Source organism: Marinobacter subterrani (assembly GCF_001045555.1).
Taxonomy (GTDB): Bacteria; Pseudomonadota; Gammaproteobacteria; order Pseudomonadales; family Oleiphilaceae; genus Marinobacter; species Marinobacter subterrani.
Map to the genome: position 1 here is coordinate 1,196,240 of NZ_LFBU01000001.1, position 19,215 is coordinate 1,215,454.

The 19,215-nt window shown below is 60.6% G+C and carries 19 protein-coding genes; 5 read left to right on the top strand and 14 right to left on the bottom strand.

The window, feature by feature from the left end; all coding sequences use genetic code 11:
- The first annotated feature begins 48 nt into the window (after positions 1 to 48).
- The gene (fliK, locus tag msub_RS05495) at positions 49 to 1,404 is read left to right on the top strand and encodes a flagellar hook-length control protein FliK (protein ID WP_048496985.1); all 1,356 of its coding nucleotides are present in this window, start codon (positions 49 to 51) and stop codon (positions 1,402 to 1,404) included.
- Positions 1,401 to 1,706, top strand: a complete 306-nt coding sequence (locus tag msub_RS05500) for an EscU/YscU/HrcU family type III secretion system export apparatus switch protein (protein WP_048495085.1) — start codon at positions 1,401 to 1,403, stop codon at positions 1,704 to 1,706. Before fliK ends, msub_RS05500 begins: the two co-directional genes overlap by 4 nt.
- Before the next feature lie 47 nt (positions 1,707 to 1,753).
- Here the strand turns inward: msub_RS05500 and msub_RS05505 are convergent, their stop codons facing one another.
- From msub_RS05505 to flhA, 14 genes are all read right to left on the bottom strand, one after another.
- Positions 1,754 to 2,146, bottom strand: a complete 393-nt coding sequence (locus tag msub_RS05505; RefSeq protein ID WP_048495086.1) for a DUF2802 domain-containing protein — start codon at positions 2,144 to 2,146, stop codon at positions 1,754 to 1,756.
- A 67-nt stretch (positions 2,147 to 2,213) separates the two neighbouring features.
- On the bottom strand, positions 2,214 to 2,702 hold the full coding sequence (locus tag msub_RS05510) for a chemotaxis protein CheW (RefSeq protein WP_048495087.1): 489 nt from the start codon (positions 2,700 to 2,702) through the stop codon (positions 2,214 to 2,216).
- Between the two features lie 134 nt (positions 2,703 to 2,836).
- Positions 2,837 to 3,652 (bottom strand): chemotaxis protein CheW, encoded by an 816-nt coding sequence (locus msub_RS05515; RefSeq protein ID WP_048495088.1) that lies wholly within the window; start codon positions 3,650 to 3,652, stop codon positions 2,837 to 2,839.
- Positions 3,645 to 4,442, bottom strand: a complete 798-nt coding sequence (locus msub_RS05520) for a ParA family protein (protein ID WP_048496986.1) — start codon at positions 4,440 to 4,442, stop codon at positions 3,645 to 3,647. Before msub_RS05520 ends, msub_RS05515 begins: the two co-directional genes overlap by 8 nt.
- A 226-nt stretch (positions 4,443 to 4,668) precedes the next feature.
- Positions 4,669 to 5,451, bottom strand: a complete 783-nt coding sequence (gene motD / locus msub_RS05525; protein WP_048495089.1) for a flagellar motor protein MotD — start codon at positions 5,449 to 5,451, stop codon at positions 4,669 to 4,671.
- A gap of 18 nt (positions 5,452 to 5,469) precedes the next feature.
- Positions 5,470 to 6,210: a flagellar motor protein gene (locus msub_RS05530; protein ID WP_048495090.1), complete on the bottom strand. Its 741-nt coding sequence runs from the start codon at positions 6,208 to 6,210 to the stop codon at positions 5,470 to 5,472.
- Complete coding sequence (locus msub_RS05535; RefSeq protein ID WP_048495091.1) at positions 6,210 to 7,382, bottom strand: protein-glutamate methylesterase/protein-glutamine glutaminase; 1,173 nt, start codon at positions 7,380 to 7,382, stop codon at positions 6,210 to 6,212. The genes msub_RS05530 and msub_RS05535 overlap by 1 nt, the downstream gene beginning before the upstream one ends.
- Before the next feature lie 42 nt (positions 7,383 to 7,424).
- Positions 7,425 to 9,518 carry a chemotaxis protein CheA gene (locus msub_RS05540; protein WP_048495092.1) on the bottom strand — a complete coding sequence of 698 codons (2,094 nt, stop codon included), beginning with the start codon at positions 9,516 to 9,518 and terminating at the stop codon, positions 7,425 to 7,427.
- Between the two features lie 16 nt (positions 9,519 to 9,534).
- Positions 9,535 to 10,320 (bottom strand): protein phosphatase CheZ, encoded by a 786-nt coding sequence (locus tag msub_RS05545; protein WP_048495093.1) that lies wholly within the window; start codon positions 10,318 to 10,320, stop codon positions 9,535 to 9,537.
- A gap of 20 nt (positions 10,321 to 10,340) precedes the next feature.
- Positions 10,341 to 10,724 (bottom strand): chemotaxis response regulator CheY, encoded by a 384-nt coding sequence (gene cheY, locus msub_RS05550; protein WP_048495094.1) that lies wholly within the window; start codon positions 10,722 to 10,724, stop codon positions 10,341 to 10,343.
- A 162-nt stretch (positions 10,725 to 10,886) separates the two neighbouring features.
- Positions 10,887 to 11,630: an RNA polymerase sigma factor FliA gene (locus tag msub_RS05555; protein ID WP_048495095.1), complete on the bottom strand. Its 744-nt coding sequence runs from the start codon at positions 11,628 to 11,630 to the stop codon at positions 10,887 to 10,889.
- A 32-nt stretch (positions 11,631 to 11,662) separates the two neighbouring features.
- Complete coding sequence (locus msub_RS05560; protein WP_048495096.1) at positions 11,663 to 12,475, bottom strand: MinD/ParA family ATP-binding protein; 813 nt, start codon at positions 12,473 to 12,475, stop codon at positions 11,663 to 11,665.
- 83 nt (positions 12,476 to 12,558) lie between these two features.
- Positions 12,559 to 13,851, bottom strand: coding sequence for a flagellar biosynthesis protein FlhF (gene flhF, locus msub_RS05565; protein WP_048495097.1), 1,293 nt, complete (start codon positions 13,849 to 13,851; stop codon positions 12,559 to 12,561).
- Positions 13,852 to 13,911: 60 nt separating this feature from the next.
- Complete coding sequence (gene flhA, locus msub_RS05570; protein ID WP_048495098.1) at positions 13,912 to 16,092, bottom strand: flagellar biosynthesis protein FlhA; 2,181 nt, start codon at positions 16,090 to 16,092, stop codon at positions 13,912 to 13,914.
- 220 nt (positions 16,093 to 16,312) lie between these two features.
- On the opposite strand from flhA, the gene upp reads away from it, so the two are divergent.
- From upp to msub_RS05585, 3 genes are read left to right on the top strand one after another with little or no spacing between them, the layout of a single operon-like run.
- Positions 16,313 to 16,951 (top strand): uracil phosphoribosyltransferase, encoded by a 639-nt coding sequence (gene upp / locus msub_RS05575; protein WP_048495099.1) that lies wholly within the window; start codon positions 16,313 to 16,315, stop codon positions 16,949 to 16,951.
- A 2-nt stretch (positions 16,952 to 16,953) separates the two neighbouring features.
- A complete protein-coding gene (locus msub_RS05580; protein ID WP_048495100.1) occupies positions 16,954 to 18,210 on the top strand; it encodes a uracil-xanthine permease family protein in 1,257 nt (418 codons plus the stop codon).
- A complete protein-coding gene (locus msub_RS05585) occupies positions 18,191 to 19,045 on the top strand; it encodes a class I SAM-dependent methyltransferase (RefSeq protein WP_048495101.1) in 855 nt (284 codons plus the stop codon). Before msub_RS05580 ends, msub_RS05585 begins: the two co-directional genes overlap by 20 nt.
- Positions 19,046 to 19,215 lie beyond the last annotated feature (170 nt).

A 19,215-nucleotide genomic window follows, 5' to 3' on the forward strand; every position in this document is an offset into this window, starting at 1 on the left:
AACGAAAGCGCTTGCCGATTACTCTTGTCCAACATCAAATCAGTGGCGATGAAACTACCCAGCGGACAACAGCCTCCTACGCCTCCTGCCCAGCCGGCATCCCAGAAGCCGGGGCCAACCGCCGCCCTTGAGGCCGGCCGGGAGCCCGGTGCCAGCTCTGCCCGACAACTGCTGGACCAACTCCAGTTGGCAAACCGGGCAACCACCCTGGCGAGGGTCGCCGAGATCATGAACAGGCCGGGAGGAAATGCCGATGTCTTGCTGGATATTCGCGGAAAATCGCTCCTGGTTCAGGCGGCGATCGGAAACACCGAGCTCTCGCCCGGTGACTGGGTCAAGGTGATGCGGGCTGGCAATGAGCTACAACTGATGGGCAAGCTTGCGCCGGCCCCGGAAGCCGGCATTGCCCGTGCCCTGGCCCAGCGACTGCCCTGGCAGCAAACCCTGGATACCGGGCTGGCAAAGCTTATGGGCGCACTGACCCAGGGCCTGAAGCAGGACCCCCTGCCCGGGCAGTTACCGTCAGCGCGGCAGACTCAACCTCTTCCGGAAGCGGCGCGGCAGACCATTGAGCAACTGGTGGCGAGGCTTCCGTCGGGAAGCCGCCCGGCACCCGGTGCTGGCGCGACCACAGAGCCGGCGACTCCGCAACAGGTGCGCCAGTGGCTTGCCGAAAGCGGCCTGTTTGCGGAATCCCGCCTGACCCAGGCGCCCTCCGCTCACCTCCCCGATCTGAAACTGGCCCTCGGCCGGGTGATCACCGCATTGCTGGCGCAGCAGGGCAGTACGCCGGATCAGTTCAACCGGCTGACGCCCATATCAACCCCCGAGTTGATGCAGGCGCCCCTGCAATTCCCGCAGCCACTGGCAACGCCCCAGGCGCCCGGAGACGGTGAGCCACCCAGTGTCGGACAGATGCTCCGCCTGCTGGCCGGCATGCTCAATCGGATTACCGTGAACCAGTTGCACAGCCAGGTGCTGACCGCCCGGGGCGGCGGTGATGCCGCTGCGCCCGCCTCTACCCTGCTGCTGGACCTGCCCTGGCTGACCCCCCAGAACGAGCCAAGGCTGGCACAGGTGCGCATTGAACAGTATCCGCAGGACAGCCAGGCAGACCGGAAGGCCCCGGGGCAAACAACAACCGAGTGGCGGCTTTCGCTGACCATGGACCTGGATGAGGCCGGGCCTCTGCACTTCGATGTCGCCTTGCGGCAGCAGGCTGTCAGTGCCCGGGTCTGGGCCGAAAAGCAGGCGACCTTGCGACAGGTCAACGAGGAGTTGCCCGCGCTGCGGCAGAGCCTGACCGACATCGGGCTGGAGGTAACCGATCTGGAATGCCGGCGCGGCACACCCCGGGCCAGCGTTACCCGGCTTGAACACAGACTGGTGGATACCCGGGCATGAGATCAGACGCAGGCCATCACGACACCAGGGCTGCCGTCGCACTCAAATACGATGGCGACAAGGCCCCCACCATCAGCGCAACCGGCACTCACGAGCTGGCGGAAGAAATCATCCGCATTGCCCGGGAGCATGAGGTTCCGCTGTATGAAAACGCCGAACTGGCAAGCATTCTGGCCCGGCTCTCCCTGAACGAGCAAATCCCCGAATCGCTGTACCGGGTCATCGCCGAAATACTGGCCTTTGCCTTCCATATTCGGGGGCTGACCCCGGAGGACCGGAGACCCGGCCCGGAGGATCCCTGAAGGGATCGGTGAACGTCACACCAGGAGACATTGAGCAGCCCGGGACCTCAGGCAGCCTGGCGCTTCCGAAGCGCTGATACCAGCTCCGCTTCAGGGCGGGAAATCCCGCAGGTATTCATCAGGTCGTCGATATCGGCACCGAGATCAACCAGTCTTGAGGCTTCATCGTAGGAAATTCGCAACGGATCGTTCTGGCGCATCTCGTCCATGGTGTTGCGCAGTTCGTGGAGCTGACGCTCGCAGGCCACCAGACGCTGCCCGACACCCATGCTACCACTGGTGGTGGCGTGCAATTCCCGCCCCAGAATGTCGCAGCGTTCTTTCAGGGAGGCTTTCAGACTGCGCACCTGGCGCCCCAGAAGCAGCCCCTGGACCAGCACCAGAGACAGGGCAACCACGGTCAGCGCCCAGGGAAGGTAGGAAGGAATTTCTGCAAACATGACGGATGTCTCCCGTTAATTGCCACGGAAGGCATCCATCATCCGGCCTGTAACGGGTTACCCCGGATTACAGTGCCGCGATTTCAGCCCACTCGTGGTCTGACAGCATCTTGTCGAACTCGACCAGTATGATCAGTTCGCCATCCTTGTTGCACACGCCCTGGATAAACTTGGCACTTTCCTCGTTACCCACGTTCGGTGCGGTTTCAATTTCACTGGCCTTCAGGTACACCACCTCGGCCACGGAATCCACCAGGATACCCATCACCTGGTTTTCAGATTCCATCACCACAATCCGGGTTGCGTCGGTCACTTCCGCATCCGCAAGGCCGAAGCGCCGGCGGGTGTCGATCACCGTGACCACGTTACCCCGAAGGTTGATAATACCGAGCACGTAATCCGGCGCGCCGGGTACCGGAGCAATCTCGGTGTATCTCAGCACTTCCTGGATCTGCATGACATCCAGACCGTAAGTTTCGTCATCCAGCCGGAAGGTCACGTACTGCAGTACCTGATTGTCCTGGGTCTGATTGGTTTGTCCGCTCGGGGCTGCCATAGCGATGTTTCTCCTCTTGGGCTGCCCGGCGGGCAACCTGATCGTCAAAAAATTAGCGTCAGTGCCCAATACTATAGTTAAGGGCACAAACCGTGCCAGCACGGCTCGGTTTCATTCAGTAACCGTTATTTGCGTCAGCTCAGGTCGAGATGATGCTCCCGCTCGGCACGCACCAGCAGGTCTGCCATGGTGCGTACATCAATCAGCGCGCACATCTGATCAATCACCGTACCCGCCAGCCAGGGCCGCTTGCTGCGGGCAGTCCGCCACCGCACCTCATCCGGCTTGAGGGTAAACGACTGGGCAACATCATCGCAGGCCAGCCCCCAGTCACTGTTATCCAGCCGGATCACAAACCGGTAGTTGTCCCGCGCATCCGGCGGCACCCGCCCCGCCATGATCCATTCCGCGGAATCCACCACCCGGAGATTCTGATCCCGGTCGGGCCGGATGCCCATGTACCAGCGTGGGCTGCCGGGAATTGGCCGGATTTCTTCCTCGATTCGATGGATCGCGCCCAGCAGGATCAGCGGAACCGCCAATTGCAGGCCTGCAACGGTAAAAATAAGGCACTCGAAGGGCTGCTCCGACCACTCCGGACGCGACGGCGGCGCGGCTGGTTCCGGCTCAGGCTCAGGCGTTGCAATCGCTTCCGGCTCCGGCACGACGGTCACCGGAGCCTGGCGAACCACTGGCCGCACAGTCACGGCCGGCGTTTCTCCCAAGGGTTTGGGCGTCTCCTGCCGGGCTGCCGGTTTTTCGGCGGTTTTCAGCGGCGCGGGGCGGGGCCGGGGCTCAGCGCGAAGCTCATTATGAACCGGTTTGGCCGGCGCGGGTGCCTCGGTCTCCTCCTGCAATGCCGAATCGGTTGCGGTGTGCAGCAGTTCGTCAAGATAACTGGCAATGGCGGCGTCCGGGCCTGCGAGCCTTGTCAATTTCCCGTCAGCCATGGCGACGCTCCTTCCCGGAACCCACACGAGCCATCAGGTCATCCAACAGGTGGCTGTAGGCCCGGACACCATGGGTTTCAGCATCAACCGCCGACGGAATCACACCGGCCTGGCTGGCATCCCGGAATTTGGTATCCACGGGGATGGCAAACTGCCACAGGGATTCCCGGTAGGTTTTGCGCAGCAGATTGAGACTTTTCACCGACGCCTGGGTTCGCCGGTCATAGAGCGTTGGCACAATGGTGTAGGCCAGCTCGTTTTTTTGGGAGCGCATGATCATTTTGAGAGTGTGAAGCATGCGCTCCAGGCCCTTGATGGCAAGAAACTCGGTCTGCACCGGGATAATAAGGTGCTGGGCGGCGGCCAGGGCATTGACCATCAGCACACCCAGGGATGGCGTGTTATCCAGAAGTACGTAATCGAAGTCATCCCAGAGCTGGGTGAGCGCCCGGGAGACAATCAGGCCCATGCCCTCCACGCCAATCATCCGGCGCTCCAGGGTTGCCAGTGCCGCACTGGCCGGCAGCAGCGAAAGGCCCCGGCAACTGGTTTCGGTAATTAACTGGGCTGGCAGTCCGTCAGGCACCTTGCCCTGGTGCTGGAACAGATCGAACACGCTGTGGGCGATAGTGTCCGGGTCATAGCCGAACCAGCTGGTCAGCGAGCCATGGGGGTCCAGATCGACCACAAGTACGCGCTTGCCACGCTCAGCGAGCAAGCCGCCCAGCGCAACAACGGATGTGGTTTTTCCGACACCACCTTTCTGATTGGCTACTGCCCAGATTCGCACGCTTTGATTCTCCAGAGAACGCTTTGACGGGGCCAGACTAAAACGGCCCACAATTCCGGTTATCGGCAGGTCCCGGGGCAACTTGAACCGTTCACCCGGGGATTTCCGGCAAGCCTTTGCCGTCGCCTATTGTTGCCGGGAATTAATACAGGAACCGTGCCAACGGAACCATACGCATCTGCCGAGGAGCGTCATGATCGAGCGGTAATTTGCGAGGCACCAGGTACTATCGCATGGCGCCCCGGATGCTGGCGTCACGGGAAATCAGCAACACTACCCGTCGGTTCCTGCGCCGGCCCTCTTCCGTGTCGTTCCGGGCAACCGGCTGGTACTGGCCATAGCCAATTGCTGCCAGTCGCTCGGGCTCAATGCCTTCCATCACCAGCATCCGGACAACAGCCGAGGCCCGGGCAGCGGACAGTTCCCAGTTGGACGGGAACCGGGAGGTACTGATGGGTTGATTATCGGTGAACCCTTCAACACGCACGGCGTTGTCGCGGTTTCTCAATACGGTGGCAATTTTCTCGACCACCTCGAAGGCATCGTAGTGGGGTTCGGCATCACCGCTGCCGAACAGCAGACTGCTGGGCAGGTTCAGCTCCAGCCACTGGTCACTGGTTTCCAGCGTGACCACGCCCTGGTTGATCAGCTCATCAAACTCCATGGTCAACTGGTCCGCCATGGCACGCAGGGCCTCGGTGCGGGCCTGGGCATCCATCCGGGGGTTTTGGGGGGCGTCGGTGACCGCCGGGGGTATCACGCTTTCGGCGGGTGCATTGAGGGATCTTTGGGGCTGGTCACCCACTTCGATGGGCTGGAGGGATCGCTGGGGCGCATTGAACACGCCAGTCAGGGTTTCCGACAGTACCTTGTACTTGCCTTCGTTCACGGACGACACCGAGTACATCACCACAAAAAAAGCAAACAGCAAGGTGATGAAATCAGCATAGGAAATCAGCCAACGCTCCTTGTTATGCAGCTCATCCCGGGGTTGCCTACGTCGGCGCATACATTAACCTGGCCATGCCTACTGCAGGAAGCCCCGCAGCCGCAACTCAATGGATTTCGGGTTTTCACCCTCGGCGATGGCAATAATGCCGTCAATCATCATGTCCTCATAGCGGGTACGTTCCCTGACGATGCCGCGCATCTTGTTGGCCACCGGAAAAAACAGCAGGTTGGCCAGGGCAACACCGTAAATGGTCGCTACAAAGGCCGTGGCGATACCACTGCCAAGAGACTGCGGGTCTTCCAGATTGGTCATCACCTGGATCAGTCCCATGACGGCACCAATGATCCCGATGGTCGGGGAATAGCCGCCCATGGCCTCAAACACCCTGGCCGATTCGATATCACGCTGCTCACGGGATTCCAGGTCCACCTCCATGATGCTCCGGATGGTTTCCGGCTCGGCGCCATCCACCAGCAGTTGCAGGCCTTTTCGGGCAAATGGCTCGGGCTCTCTCTCGGCCAGCCCTTCAAGGCCCAGGAGCCCCTGCTTGCGAGCCTTCACGCTCCAGTCTATGACCTTGCCGATGCCATCTTCCATACTGATGAACGGCGGAACAAAGACCCAACGAACCTGGGTGAAGGCCCGTTTGAGCATCGGCCAGGAGGTCTGAAGAATCGTCGCGGCGAAGGTGCCGCCGACCACGATGACCGCCGCAGGCCCATTGAACAGAGACTCGAGGGCACCGCCTTCCAGCAGGTTACCGCCGAGTATCGCGGCAAATGCGAGAACAACCCCGAGAAGACTCAGGATATCCATCAGCAGACACCTTCCACCAGGCGCGGGCCAACCTCGTCCAGTGACAGGACTTCATCCGTCAGCCCGGCCTTGGCAACGGCCATGGGCATGCCGTAGATGACCGAGGATTTTTCATCCTGGGACCAGATATCCGACCCGCTCTGCTTCATCATGCGGCAGCCTTCCTTGCCGTCGGCTCCCATGCCGGTGAGGATCACCCCGAGGGTCTTGCCCGGAAAACTCCGGGCCAGGGAGCCAAAGGTGACATCCACAGAGGGTTTGTAATTAAGCCGCTCGTCGCCGGGCAGAATCCGCACCCGGGCCTGCCCGCCGCGGTTCTCGATCATCATCTGTTTGCCACCGGGCGCCAGCAGCGCAAGGCCCGGGCGAAGCACGTCGCCATCCTCGGCCTGCCGGACTTCAATCCGGCACAGCTTGTTCAGCCGCTCGGCAAAGGCGGGCGTAAAACTGGCGGGCATGTGCTGGACCAGCACCAGCGGCGCCGGAAAAGAGGCAGGCAAAGCGGTGAGTACCCGCTGCAGCGCAACCGGGCCGCCCGTTGAGGTGCCAATACCGACCACTGCGTAATGTTTGGCGGGGCCCCGGCGGGTAGGGCGTCTGGGCGCTTCCGGCTCGATGCTGGCGCCGCCGGTTGTTGCCCGGTCATGGCCGGCCGGTCGCGGGTGCTGAAGTGTTTCATGCCGGGGCCGGGCCGGCACGGAATCACGGGGTGATCGGGACGCAGTCGGTGCCGGCGGCTCTGGTCTTGCCGGAATAGCCGGCCGGGCGCCGGGCCGGCTGCGGGCGACATCCAGAACCCGGTCAATCAGAATTTTCTGGAGCTGGCTGTTGTCCCTGGCAATTTCTTCGAAGTTCTTGGGAAGGAAATCAACCGCGCCGGCTTCCAGGGCATCGAGAGTTACCCGGGCACCTTCATAGGTAAGCGACGAAAACATGAGCACAGGCACCGGATGCTTGCGCATGATTTCGCGCACGGCCGAGATGCCATCCATAACCGGCATTTCGTAATCCATGGTGATGACGTCCGGGCGCAGCTTCTCGGCAAGCTCGACGCCCTCCCGACCATTGGTGGCAGCACCCACAACCTTGATCTGGCCCGAGCTGGTCAGGATTTCCGTCAGCCGTTTGCGAAAAAACCCTGAATCGTCAACGACCAGGACAGAAACTGTCATCCGCTTCTCCTACCCATTCCATAGTTACCGGCTGATAACGGCCTAACCGTAATGTTGCAGCAGGCTGGGAACATCAATAATCAGTGCGATCCGGCCGTCACCGGTGATGGTGGCACCGGCCATGCCCGGAGTGCCCTGGAGTGCCCGGCCCAGCGGCTTGATAACCACCTCTTCCTGCCCCACCAGCTGATCAACCACAAATCCGACCTGTTTCGTGCCCATGGCCACAATCACCACGTGGGCATTCGCCGGCACTTCCCGGGCTCCGTTATCACGGACCAGCCAGCGTTTGATATGAAACAGCGGGAACACTTTCTCGCGAACCACGATGCATTCGCGGCCATCGACAATGTTGGTCTTGGTGAGGTCCAGATGGAAAATCTCCACCACGTTCACCAGCGGTAACGCAAAGGACTGGTCTCCCAGCATGATCATCAGGGTGGGCATGATCGCCAGCGTCAACGGAACCTTGATGATGATCCGCGAGCCCTTGCCCAGCTCCGACTCGACACTCAACTGGCCATTGAGCTGGCCAATCTTGGTTTTAACCACATCCATGCCAACGCCACGGCCGGACACATCGGAAATCTGGTCCTTGGTCGAAAAGCCTGCCGCAAAGATCAGGTTGTAGCATTCGGTGTTGGTCAGCCGGTCTGCGGCATCCTGGTCATAGATACCTTTTTCCACCGCCTTGCGACGCAGGACTTCCGGATTCATACCGGCGCCGTCATCCTCGATGGAGAGCAGGATATGATCACCTTCCTGCTCGGCTGACAGCGTTACGGTGCCCTGGCGGGGCTTGCCGGCCTTCTCGCGAATGTCGGGGGCCTCGATACCATGGTCAACCGAGTTTCGAACCAGATGTACCAGCGGATCAGACAGGGCCTCCACCAGGTTCTTGTCGAGGTCGGTTTCCTCGCCGTGCATCACCAGATTCACCTCTTTCTTGAGGCTTCTGGCGAGATCCCGCACGACGCGCGGGAAACGACCGAATACTTTCTTGATCGGCTGCATGCGGGTCTGCATGACAGCAGACTGAAGATCGGTGGTGACCACATCCAGGTTGGATACGGCCTTGTGCATGTGTTCGTCTTCGCTCGCCGCACCGAGGCGCTGCAACCGGTTCCGCACCAGCACCAGTTCGCCCACCATGTTCATGATGTCGTCCAGGCGCCTGGTGTCTACCCGCACCGTGGTTTCCGCCGCAGGAGCGCTTTCGCGAGCCGGCATGGCCGGTGCCGCAGCCCCCTTGGCTTCGGGTTTCTCAACGGGTTTGGCGGGCTCCTTCGGCTTCTCAGGCTGCGCCGGTTTTGTCGGCTTCTTTGCGGCAGCAGAGTCGCCCACGGTGGGGCTTCCGCCCTTGCCGTGAAGGTCATCGAGCAGCTTTTCGAATTCGTCGTCGGTGATCAGGTCGTCGCTGCCACTGGCTCCTGCCCCGGCCGACGGTTGCGGGTCTTTGCCAGCGGATTCTTCTTCGCCCGCCGGGGCACCGGCAAACTGCCCCTTCCCGTGGAGCTGGTCCAGCAGCGCCTCGAACTCGTCGTCGGTTATCTCGTCGCCGCCGGAGCTTCCCCGGTCACCGGACGCCTCACCGGCATCTGCTGCCGGTGGGGCGCCTTCGGATTTGTCATCCTGCAAGGCATCCAGTAACTGCTCGAATTCGTCATCGGTGATGTCGCCGCCGTCTGCCGGCTGATTACCGCCGGTCTGTTCCGGCTGCGGGGCCGATGCCGCAGCGGTTCCGCTCTCGGGCCTGGCCAGGGCATCCAGCGCCGCAATCAGTTCGTCCGGGGCGGGTGTCAATTCCTCGTGGTTGCGCACCTGCTCGAACATCGCGTTGACGTTATCGAGCGCTTCCAGCACCACATCCATCAGCTCCGAATCCACCTTGCGCTTGTGATTGCGCAGGATATCGAACACGTTCTCCGCGGAATGGCAGCAATTGACCAGGGCATCAAGCTGCAGGAAGCCCGCGCCGCCCTTAACGGTGTGAAAACCACGGAAGATGGCGTTGAGCAGATCACTGTCATCCGGATGTTGCTCTAGATCCACCAACTGTTCTGACAGCTTCTCGAGGATTTCGCCGGCTTCAACCAGGAAGTCCTGCAAAATCTCGTCATCGGCATCAAACGCCATGCGCTACCCTCTTTATTCAGAAACCGAGACTGGACAACAGATCGTCCACGTCGTCTTGTCCCGAGACTACATCGTCACGCTCATCGGCCTTGATCTGCGGCCCGACGCCCTTCTCTGCAGATTCCTGCCTTTCTTCAATCTGGTGCACCGTGCCCGTCAACTGATCGACATGACCGGCCATCACCACCAGACTGAGCATCTGTTCCTCAACCTCTTTGACCAGGGTGGTGACCTTCTGGATGACCTGGCCGGTCAGGTCCTGGAAGTCCTGGGCCAGCAGGATTTCCGAGAGATTGGCGTACATGGTGTCGGCATCGGTTGTCATGCCGGCAAAAAACCGGTCGATCCGGCCATACAGTTCCCGGAACTCCGCCGGCTGCATTTCCCTGCGACGTAATCGCTGCCACTCATCACGCAGGGCGCCGGCCTCCTCCCGAATGGCATTGGCCAACGGCATGGTCGCCTCGACCAGGTCCATCGTGCGATTGGCCGCCTCGCCGGTCATCTGCACGACATACTCGAGACGATCCGAGGCGTCTGTCATTTTCGACAGAGCCTCCTGCTGCTCCGCATTACGGGGGTCTATCTGAAAGTTCCGGATCGCCTCGTGCAGGCTGCGAGTCAGACGCCCAACCTCACGGTAGAGACTCTGATCCCTGACTTCGCTCAGTTCATTGATCAGGGTCATGGCCTTGGCATATTCTCCGGCATTGACGCACTCAGCCAGTTCGGTGGCCTGACGCTGAAGCTTCTCCGTCACTTCCGGCTCCAGGCCCCGATGGTGCTTTTTGCTATCGCTCATGAGAGCCATCCGACCTATGGTTACTGGATTCTTTCAAAGATCTTCTCGATCTTTTCCTTGAGCACCGCAGCGGTAAACGGTTTGACCACATAGCCGTTTACGCCCGCCTGGGCAGCGGCAACGATCTGGTCCCGTTTGGCCTCTGCGGTCACCATCAGCACCGGCAGGGTTTTCAGGTTCTCATCCGCCCTGACCGCCTTGAGCAGATCGAACCCCGACATACCCGGCATGTTCCAGTCGGTAACCAGAAAATCGTATTTCCCGCTTCTCAGCATCGGCAGCGCCGTGTTGCCGTCATCGGCCTCATCGGTATTGGTAAAGCCGAGATCACGCAGCAGGTTCTTGATGATCCGTCGCATTGTGGAAAAGTCATCCACAATGAGGATTTTCATGTTCTTGTCCAAAGGGACCTCCAGTTAGTAACACCCGGAATTCATTTGACCTTTCTGCTCGAAGTCTAGCAGGCCGTTGATTTAACCGCTTATTGTCGGATCTTTGCTTCGGTTGTAAAGCATCGGTTACCAAAAACTACAGACGGTACCGTCGCGGACACACAAAGGCTGTGATCAGTTGCCGGCATCCTGTTGCCAGTCCGACAAGCGCCCCCGGAGGCGCAAGGCGGCCTGGCTGTGAATCTGGCTGACCCGGCTTTCACTGACACCAAGCACGGCGCCGATTTCCTTGAGGTTCAGCTCTTCCTGGTAATACAGGCTCAATACCAGCTTTTCACGCTCCGGCAGCTCTTCGATCGCTTTCGCGAGGCTGTGTCGGAAGGCATCGGACGACAGACCTTCGAGCGGGTTGTCCCGTGGCTCTGTCTGTTCTATCGGCAGCTCGCCGGATTCATTGAGCTCATCAAGACTAAAAAGTCGGCCGCTGTTGGAATCGGAGAGGTAGGAATGGTACTCGGACAGTCCCATGCCCAGTTCTTCCGCCACTTCCATATCCTGGGCTTCCCGGCCAAGGCGATCTTCAACGGTCTTGATGGCCTGGGATATACGGCGGGCATTACGATGCACGGAACGGGGTACCCAGTCACCCTTGCGAATCTCGTCCACCATGGCACCACGAATCCGGATACCGGCGTAGGTCTCAAAGGTTGCGCCCCTGGTAGAGCTGTATCGCTGGGCGGCTTCAAGAAGACCGATCATGCCGGCCTGCATCAGATCCTCCAACTGAACGGAGGCAGGCAGCCGGGCCATCAGGTGCAGGGCAATTTTCTTGACCAGTGGCGCTTGCTCCTCAACAAGCTGAGAAGGCTTCTGGGCACCCGACTGGTTATAGAGTCCAAGATTATTCGCCAATGTCATGTATCCAATGTTCTTGTTTGACTGGATCCGATTCAGACTTCGACGAGCCGCTCCACAAAGAATTCCAGATGACCGCGGGGAGAGGAAGGCAGCGGCCAGTTATCAACTTTCTCCGCCAGAGCCTTGATCGCCAGGGACGCTTTCGATCTGGGATAGGCATCCAGCACTGCGCGCTGACGCTGCACCGCCTTTTTGACAGCTTCATCGTAAGGCACCATACCGACGTATTGTAGCCCCACGTCCAGGAAGCGCTCGGTGACCCGGGTCAGTTTCTCGAAGAGATGACGCCCTTCCTGCTCATTTTTCACCTGATTGGCAAGTATGCGGAACCGGTTGGTGCCGTAATCCCGGTTCATGAGCTTGATCAGGGCATAACAGTCGGTGATCGAGGTGGGTTCGTCAACGACCACCAGGAGCAGCTCCTGGGACGCTCTCAGAAAACTCACCACCGACTCGGAAATGCCTGCTGCTGTATCGACAATCAGGACATCAATCTGGTCAGCCAGTTCGCTGAACGCGCTGATCAACCCGGCATGCTCCATCGGGCTCAGTTGGGTCATGCGCTGGGTGCCGGACGAGGCCGGAACGATCTTGATGCCCCCGGGGCCATTAACAAGAACGTCCCTGAGATCACACTCCCCGGCCAGCACATCCTGCAGGTTGCGGTTGGCGGTAATGCCCAGCAGTACATCGATATTGGCCAGCCCCAGGTCGGCATCGAGAAGCACCACCCTGCGGCCTTTCTGTGCCAGGGCAATTCCGAGGTTAACCGACACATTGCTTTTGCCGACTCCACCCTTGCCGCCGGAAACCGCGATCACCTGTACAGGTTGTGCTTTGCTCATACTGTTTTTTGTCTCTCGCCACGTTTAGCGGGTGCTGTTGCTTGACGCTTGCTGCCGTTCTGTACTGTCTCGGGCCGGTTCTCTCACGCGCCCTCTGCCACCGCCTGCTGTTGCTGGAGGGTCCTGAGCCGGTCAACGGCCAGTCGCACCAGCGGAACAGCCTCTGCGTGATGCAGGTCTTCGGGAATCTTTTGCCCGTCTGTGTAATAGGCCACCGGCAGGCCGGTTTCCATCACAAAGCCGAGAGACTCGCCCAGTGTCAGGGCTTCGTCAATCTTGGTCATGACGCAACCTGCAAGATTTGCCATCTTATAGCAATGCCAGACGGATTTCATGATACGCGGCTGGCTGGTAGCCGAAACCACCAGATGGGTCTTGATATTGTGATGGCTGCGCGCCAGTTCGGCCAGTTGTTCCTGATAACCTTTGTCGGCACTGGTGAGCCCGGCGGTATCAATCAATACCAGGTGACGGTCTGACAACTCGTCCAGAATATCATCCAGGCTGTGGCTGTCATCCACCACGCGAACCGGCACGTTGAGGATACGGCCGAAAACAAACAACTGCTCGTGGGCCGCGACCCGGTAGCGGTCGGTGGTGACCAGCGCCACCGAATCAGCGCCATGCTTGAGGACATACCGCGCGGCGAGCTTGCCGATGGTGGTGGTTTTACCCGATCCGGTTGGCCCTACCAGGGCGTAGACGCCGCCCTGATCCAGCCATTCCAAGCGTGAGGTCCGAACCCCGGTGCACAGCATTTTCAGGGACTGCTTCCAGCCATCTTCCAGGCGCCCGGCTTTGTGACGACGGGAGAGTGATCCTGCCAGTTCGCTACCGAGCCCGAATTCCTGCAGCCGTTCGGCCAGCCTTTGCTGAACCGCCGTAGTGGCCGGAACCTCAGGCTCCGGCTTGCGGCCATGCATCAGGTCTTTCAGGGAGCTGATTTCCGCGCGCATCTGCGCCAGCTCATCGGAATAGGCCACCCCGGACCGGGCCGGCGCTGCAACTTGGCCACCAAACCCGGCCTCAACAGATTCCTTGACCGCTGCAAACGAGCCACCCGAATACCCTGCGCCGACGGAGGCCCTTTTTTCCCGGACCTCTCGGATCCGATCCCTTGACCGCCCCAGTTCGTCCTCAAGGCGACGGTGCTGGTCGGCTTGCATTTCCGCCAGTCGCGAGCCATTGGTGGCCTCCTGTGCCTGGTCGCCCAGGCGCTGGCGCGCCATGTTTTCGTCATAGTCGAGCGCCGTCACGATTTCGACGCCACCGTCTACCCGGCGGTTTGAGAGAATGACGGCGTCCGGCCCCATCTGTTCGCTGACCTGTTTCAACGCCTCCGCCATGGACTTGGCAAAAAACCGTTTTACTTTCATGATGCCTCTTCCTCCACCGGCAACGCCGTGCCGGCGCTGTCCGCTCTGTCATCCGCGCCGTTACTGGCCAACGGACGCCACGATCGTAATCTGTTTGTTGTCTGGCACTTCCTGGTACGAGAGCACATGCAGGCGCTCTACACCGTAACTGGCAAACCTGGCCAGAACCGGCCGCAGGGGCCCGGACACCAGCAGGATGGCCGGCTTACCAAGCATTTCCTGGCGCTGGACACTCTCCTGGAGCGAGCGCTGGAGCTTCTCAACCATGTTCGGCTCCAGAACCAGGCCAATATCTTCCTGACCGCCGGATTGTTGACTCTGCTGAACAGACTTTAGCAATAACTGTTCCAGATCCGGATCCAGGGTAATCACCGGTATCTCCGATTCGTTGCCGCAGATGCTCTGGACAATCATCCGGCGCAGTGACTGGCGGGCGACCATGGTCAGCAGCTTCGGATCCTGGCTCTTCGGGTGGACATTGACGATCGCCTCGGCGATCGAGCGCATATCCCGGATCGGCACTTCTTCGCGCAGCAGATTCTGCAGCACCTTGAGCAACAGGCTGATAGAAACGGTGGTCGGTACCAGTTCCTCGGCGAGCTTGGGTGAAACTTTCTCCAGTTGATCCAACCACTTCTGGACCTCTTCATGGCCCAGCAGCTCATGGGCGTGCTTCTGCAGCACCTGGTTCAGGTGGGTGGCGACGACCGTGCTGGCATCAACTACGGTGTAGCCCAGGGTCTGGGCCTGGTCTTTCCGGTCCGGCTCTATCCAACAGGCATCCAGGCCAAAGGCCGGATCCTTGCCCTCGATCCCCTCGATTTTTCCGAATACCTGGCCGGGATCGATCGCCAACTCCCGGTCAGGGTGAATTTCTGCCTCGGCAATGGTCACGCCCATCAGGGTGATGCGGTAGACGTTGGGCATCAGATCGAGATTGTCGCGGATATGCACCGACGGCATCAGGAAGCCGAGGTCCTGGGACATCTTCTTGCGCACGCCCTTGATCCGGCTGAGGAGCTGGCCGCCCTGGGACTTGTCGACCAGCGGAATCAGGCGGTAACCCACTTCCAGGCCGACAATGTCCACGGTTGCAACATCGTCCCAGCCCAGCTCTTTGGTCTCGCCGGGCGCCGGAAGCTGCCGGCCCTGGTCGCTGCCGGCATCACCGCCCGGAGGCAGGTCCCGGCCGGCAGGCCGTGGCGCACCTGCGGCCCCGCCGCGGCCCGGAAACACACCCTCTTCTTCGATGGTCTGGCGCTGCTGCTTCCAGATATACCAGGCGGCGCCTCCAGCCAGCGAACCCAGGCCAAGAAACGCGACATGGGGCATGCCGGGAATCAGGCCCAGGATGATCAGGATGCCGGCGGAAATGGACAGCGCCTTGGGCGCACTGAACATCTGCTGAAGGATTTGTCCGCCCATGTCCTGGCTGGAGGTGACCCGGGTCACCATGATGGCGGCGGACGTGGAGAGCAGCAGCGACGGGATCTGCGCCACCAGGCCGTCACCGATGGTCAGCAGGGCGTAGCGCTGCATGGCCACACCAAAATCCAGACTGTGCTGCAGCATGCCGATGGCCACCCCGCCCACCAGGTTGATCGCCAGAATCAGCAAGCCTGCTACTGCATCACCCTTTACGAACTTTGACGCACCGTCCATCGAGCCATAGAAATCTGCCTCCTGGGCAATTTCCGCCCGCCGATGCTTGGCCTCATCCTGGTTGATCAGGCCGGCATTCAGGTCGGCATCGATGGCCATCTGCTTACCGGGCATGGCATCCAGGGTGAAGCGCGCACTCACCTCGGACACCCGGCCGGCACCCTTGGTCACCACCAGAAAGTTGATAATCATCAGGATGGCAAACACCACCAGGCCAACCGCGAAGTTGCCGCCGATCAGCACCTCCCCGAACGACTGGATAACCTTACCGGCGGCGGCACCTCCCTCGTGGCCGTTCAACAGCACAATCCGCGTTGACGCCACGTTCAGCGCCAGGCGCAGCAGGGTCGCTACCAGCAACACGGTCGGGAAGGACGCGAATTCCATCGGCCGGAGCGCATAGACACACACCAGCAGAATGACAATTGAGAGCGTGATATTGAAGGTAAAGAACACGTCGAGAAGAAACGCGGGCATGGGCAGGATCATCATGCCCAACAGCCCCATGACCATGACAGGCACACCCAGGTTGCCCCGCGTCAGGGTTTTGACATTATTGAGGACTAAAGCTCTGTCCATGCCGGAAACGTCTCCGATTAGCCGTGCCTGCTGGCGTTGTAATGGTCGAAAATCTGACACCGTGGCGTCGTTTAACAGGGGTATCGCAAGATCCGTACCACACTCCCGAGCATTTCCCTTATCGGCATTTTTTGCGGCCTGACTCGCCTTGCCAGATGCGGTATCCTTGCGCCATTTGATCGCGACAGTAAAAACTCCAACCAGACGCACAGGTGACCCCATGCCAATCCACGAGGTAAAGCACCCCCTGATCCGCCACAAGCTCGGCCTGATGCGCCGGGCGGACATCAGCACCAAGAATTTTCGTGAGCTGGCGCAGGAAGTCGGCGCGCTGCTGACCTATGAGGCCACCAAGGATTTCAATCTGCAGGAAAAGACCATCGAGGGCTGGGCCGGGCCGGTGAACGTGGAACAGATCCACGGCAAGAAAATCACCGTCGTGCCGATTCTTCGCGCCGGCCTGGGCATGCTCGATGGCGTGCTCAGCCTGATCCCGGTTGCCCGGGTAAGCGTGGTCGGCCAGATCCGCAACGAGGAAACCCTGGAAGCCAGCACCTACCTGGAAAAACTGGTCGGCGAGCTGGATCAGCGCACGGCCCTGATTGTCGATCCGATGCTGGCCACCGGCGGCTCCATGATCTCCACCATCGATCTGCTCAAGAAGGCCGGCAGCACCGAAATCCGCGCCCTGGTCCTGGTCGCCGCCCCGGAAGGGATTGAAAGAGTCCTGAAGAAGCACCCGGACGTATCCATCTTCACGGCCTCCGTTGATGAGCGGCTGAACGAGAAGGGCTACATCCTGCCCGGGCTCGGCGATGCCGGCGACAAGATCTTCGGCACCAAACAGAAGGACGTGTAAGCATGCAGGACCATACCAAGGACCCAGTCTGGAAACAGGCGATTGCCGGCTCCCAGATGCTGCTGGTGGCGTTTGGCGCCCTGGTTCTGATGCCGCTGATTACCGGGCTGGATCCCAACGTCGCGCTGTTCACGGCGGGGCTGGGCACCCTGATCTTCCACGTGGCGACTGGCGGCCAGATTCCCATTTTCCTGGCCTCGTCCTTCGCCTTTATCGCGCCGGTTATTGTCTCCAAGGGTCGGTTCGGCATGGAGGAAACCCTTGGCGGCCTCACGGCCGCAGGTATCCTCTACATCCTCCTGAGCGGCCTGGTTCGCCTCCGGGGCACCGGTTTTGTCCGTCGTCTTCTGCCCCCGGTCGTTATCGGCCCGGTCATCATGACCATCGGTCTTGGCCTGGCTCCGGTCGCCGTACACATGGCCTCCGGCCGCACCGGCGACGGCGCCACCCAACTGATTCCCTACGACACCGCCATCTGGATCGCCATGACCTCCCTGGCGGTGACGATCATCATGTCGGTCTGGGCCAGCGGCATCTTCCGGCTGATCCCCATCATGTTCGGGGTTATCACCGGCTATATCCTCTCGGCCTTTGCCGGCATCGTGGATCTCACGCCAATCCGGGAAGCCGCCTGGTTCGCGGCACCTGACTTTGTTGCCCCGGCCTTCAGCTGGGGCGCGATTCTGTTCATGATTCCGGTGGCTATCGCCCCCGCCATCGAGCACATCGGGGACGTACTGGCCATCGGAAATGTCACCGGCAAGAACTACCTGGAAAAGCCAGGCCTGCATCGCACCCTGCTGGGTGACGGCCTCGCCACCAGTGCCGCCTCCATGCTCGGCGGACCGCCCAATACTACCTACTCGGAGGTTACCGGCGCCGTCATGCTGACCCGGAACTTCAACCCGAAGGTGATGTGGTGGGCCGCCTGCATTGCCATGGTCCTGGCTTTCGTGGGCAAATTCGGCGCCGCCCTGCAGACGATCCCGGTACCCGTCATGGGCGGCATCCTGTGCCTGCTGTTTGGCTCCATCGCGGTGGTTGGCCTGAACACGCTGATCCGCCACCAGGTCGATCTGTCCCAGGCCCGCAACCTGGTTATCGTGGGGGTCACCCTGGTGTTCGGCATTGGCGGAATGGTTCTGGGCAATCTGGAAGGCATCGCGTTGTGTGCGGTGGCTGCCATCATCCTGAACCTGGTGCTACCGGGCGGCCGCGAGGCATGGGGTAAAGCCATCTATGAGCACAAAGCCGACTGACAGCTCCGGCATCAGCTTCACAGCCCTGTATACCGGTGCGGTCTGGCACCGGTACGGGCTCTCTGATGACGCCCTCGCCACGGCAAAAGGCCGCTGGCTCTACCACGTGATGACGCCCTTCGAGGCCGCCAGCAAGGCGGCCATTGGCGGCAACATCCGTACCTTTCTGCTCCAGCGCCACCTGATCATTGACCACCTGATCGACCAGGCGATCCGGGACAAGGGCATCACCCAGGTACTGGAAATCGCCTGTGGTATGTCGCCCCGGGGGATCCGGCTCCGGCAACGGCATCCCCTGCTCCACATGGTGGAAGCCGACCTGCCCGACATGGCCGGCCGCAAGGCACTGCGACTTCTGGCCACCGACCGGCTGGGCGACCATCACCAGGTCACGCCAATCGATATCCTCGCGGACTACGGTGAATACCAACTGGAAAAGGTGATCGACCGCGTGTTCGACAACACCCGGCCGGTGATCATCATTACCGAAGGCCTGACCAGTTATTTTTCGCTGGAGACTATCACCCGGTTCTGGCAAAGGCTATCCGCCGCCATGGCCAGGCGTCCGGGCTCGATTTACCTCTCTGAAAGCTACTACCTACCCATCCAGCCGCTGCTGAGCACCACCCTCAAAGCCCTCGGCCGCTTGCTCGGAGCAGCCACCCGAAGCCAGGTTACTTTCCACTTCCAGACCGACGAGCAGGCCAGTGAGCATTTCCTGTCCTGCGGTTTTGCTTCGGTCACGGCACATAACCCCCGATCCTGGTACCGGATTCTGCCGATTCCCGAAAGCCGCGGGGAGCCGATGGTTCGGGTTATTGAGGCTGGCAGCTGATCTGACCATCAACCCCTGCCCCAGCCTGCGGGTTTCGCAGGAGGAGGTTTGTGGGGTTGCCTCCCAAAAACCGCTACGAGCACGTCCATGTGCGCTTGTTTCCGGCCATCCTTGGCCTCCAACATTTTTGGGAGGCAACCCCACAAACCTCGCGAACCTGAGAAGAATCC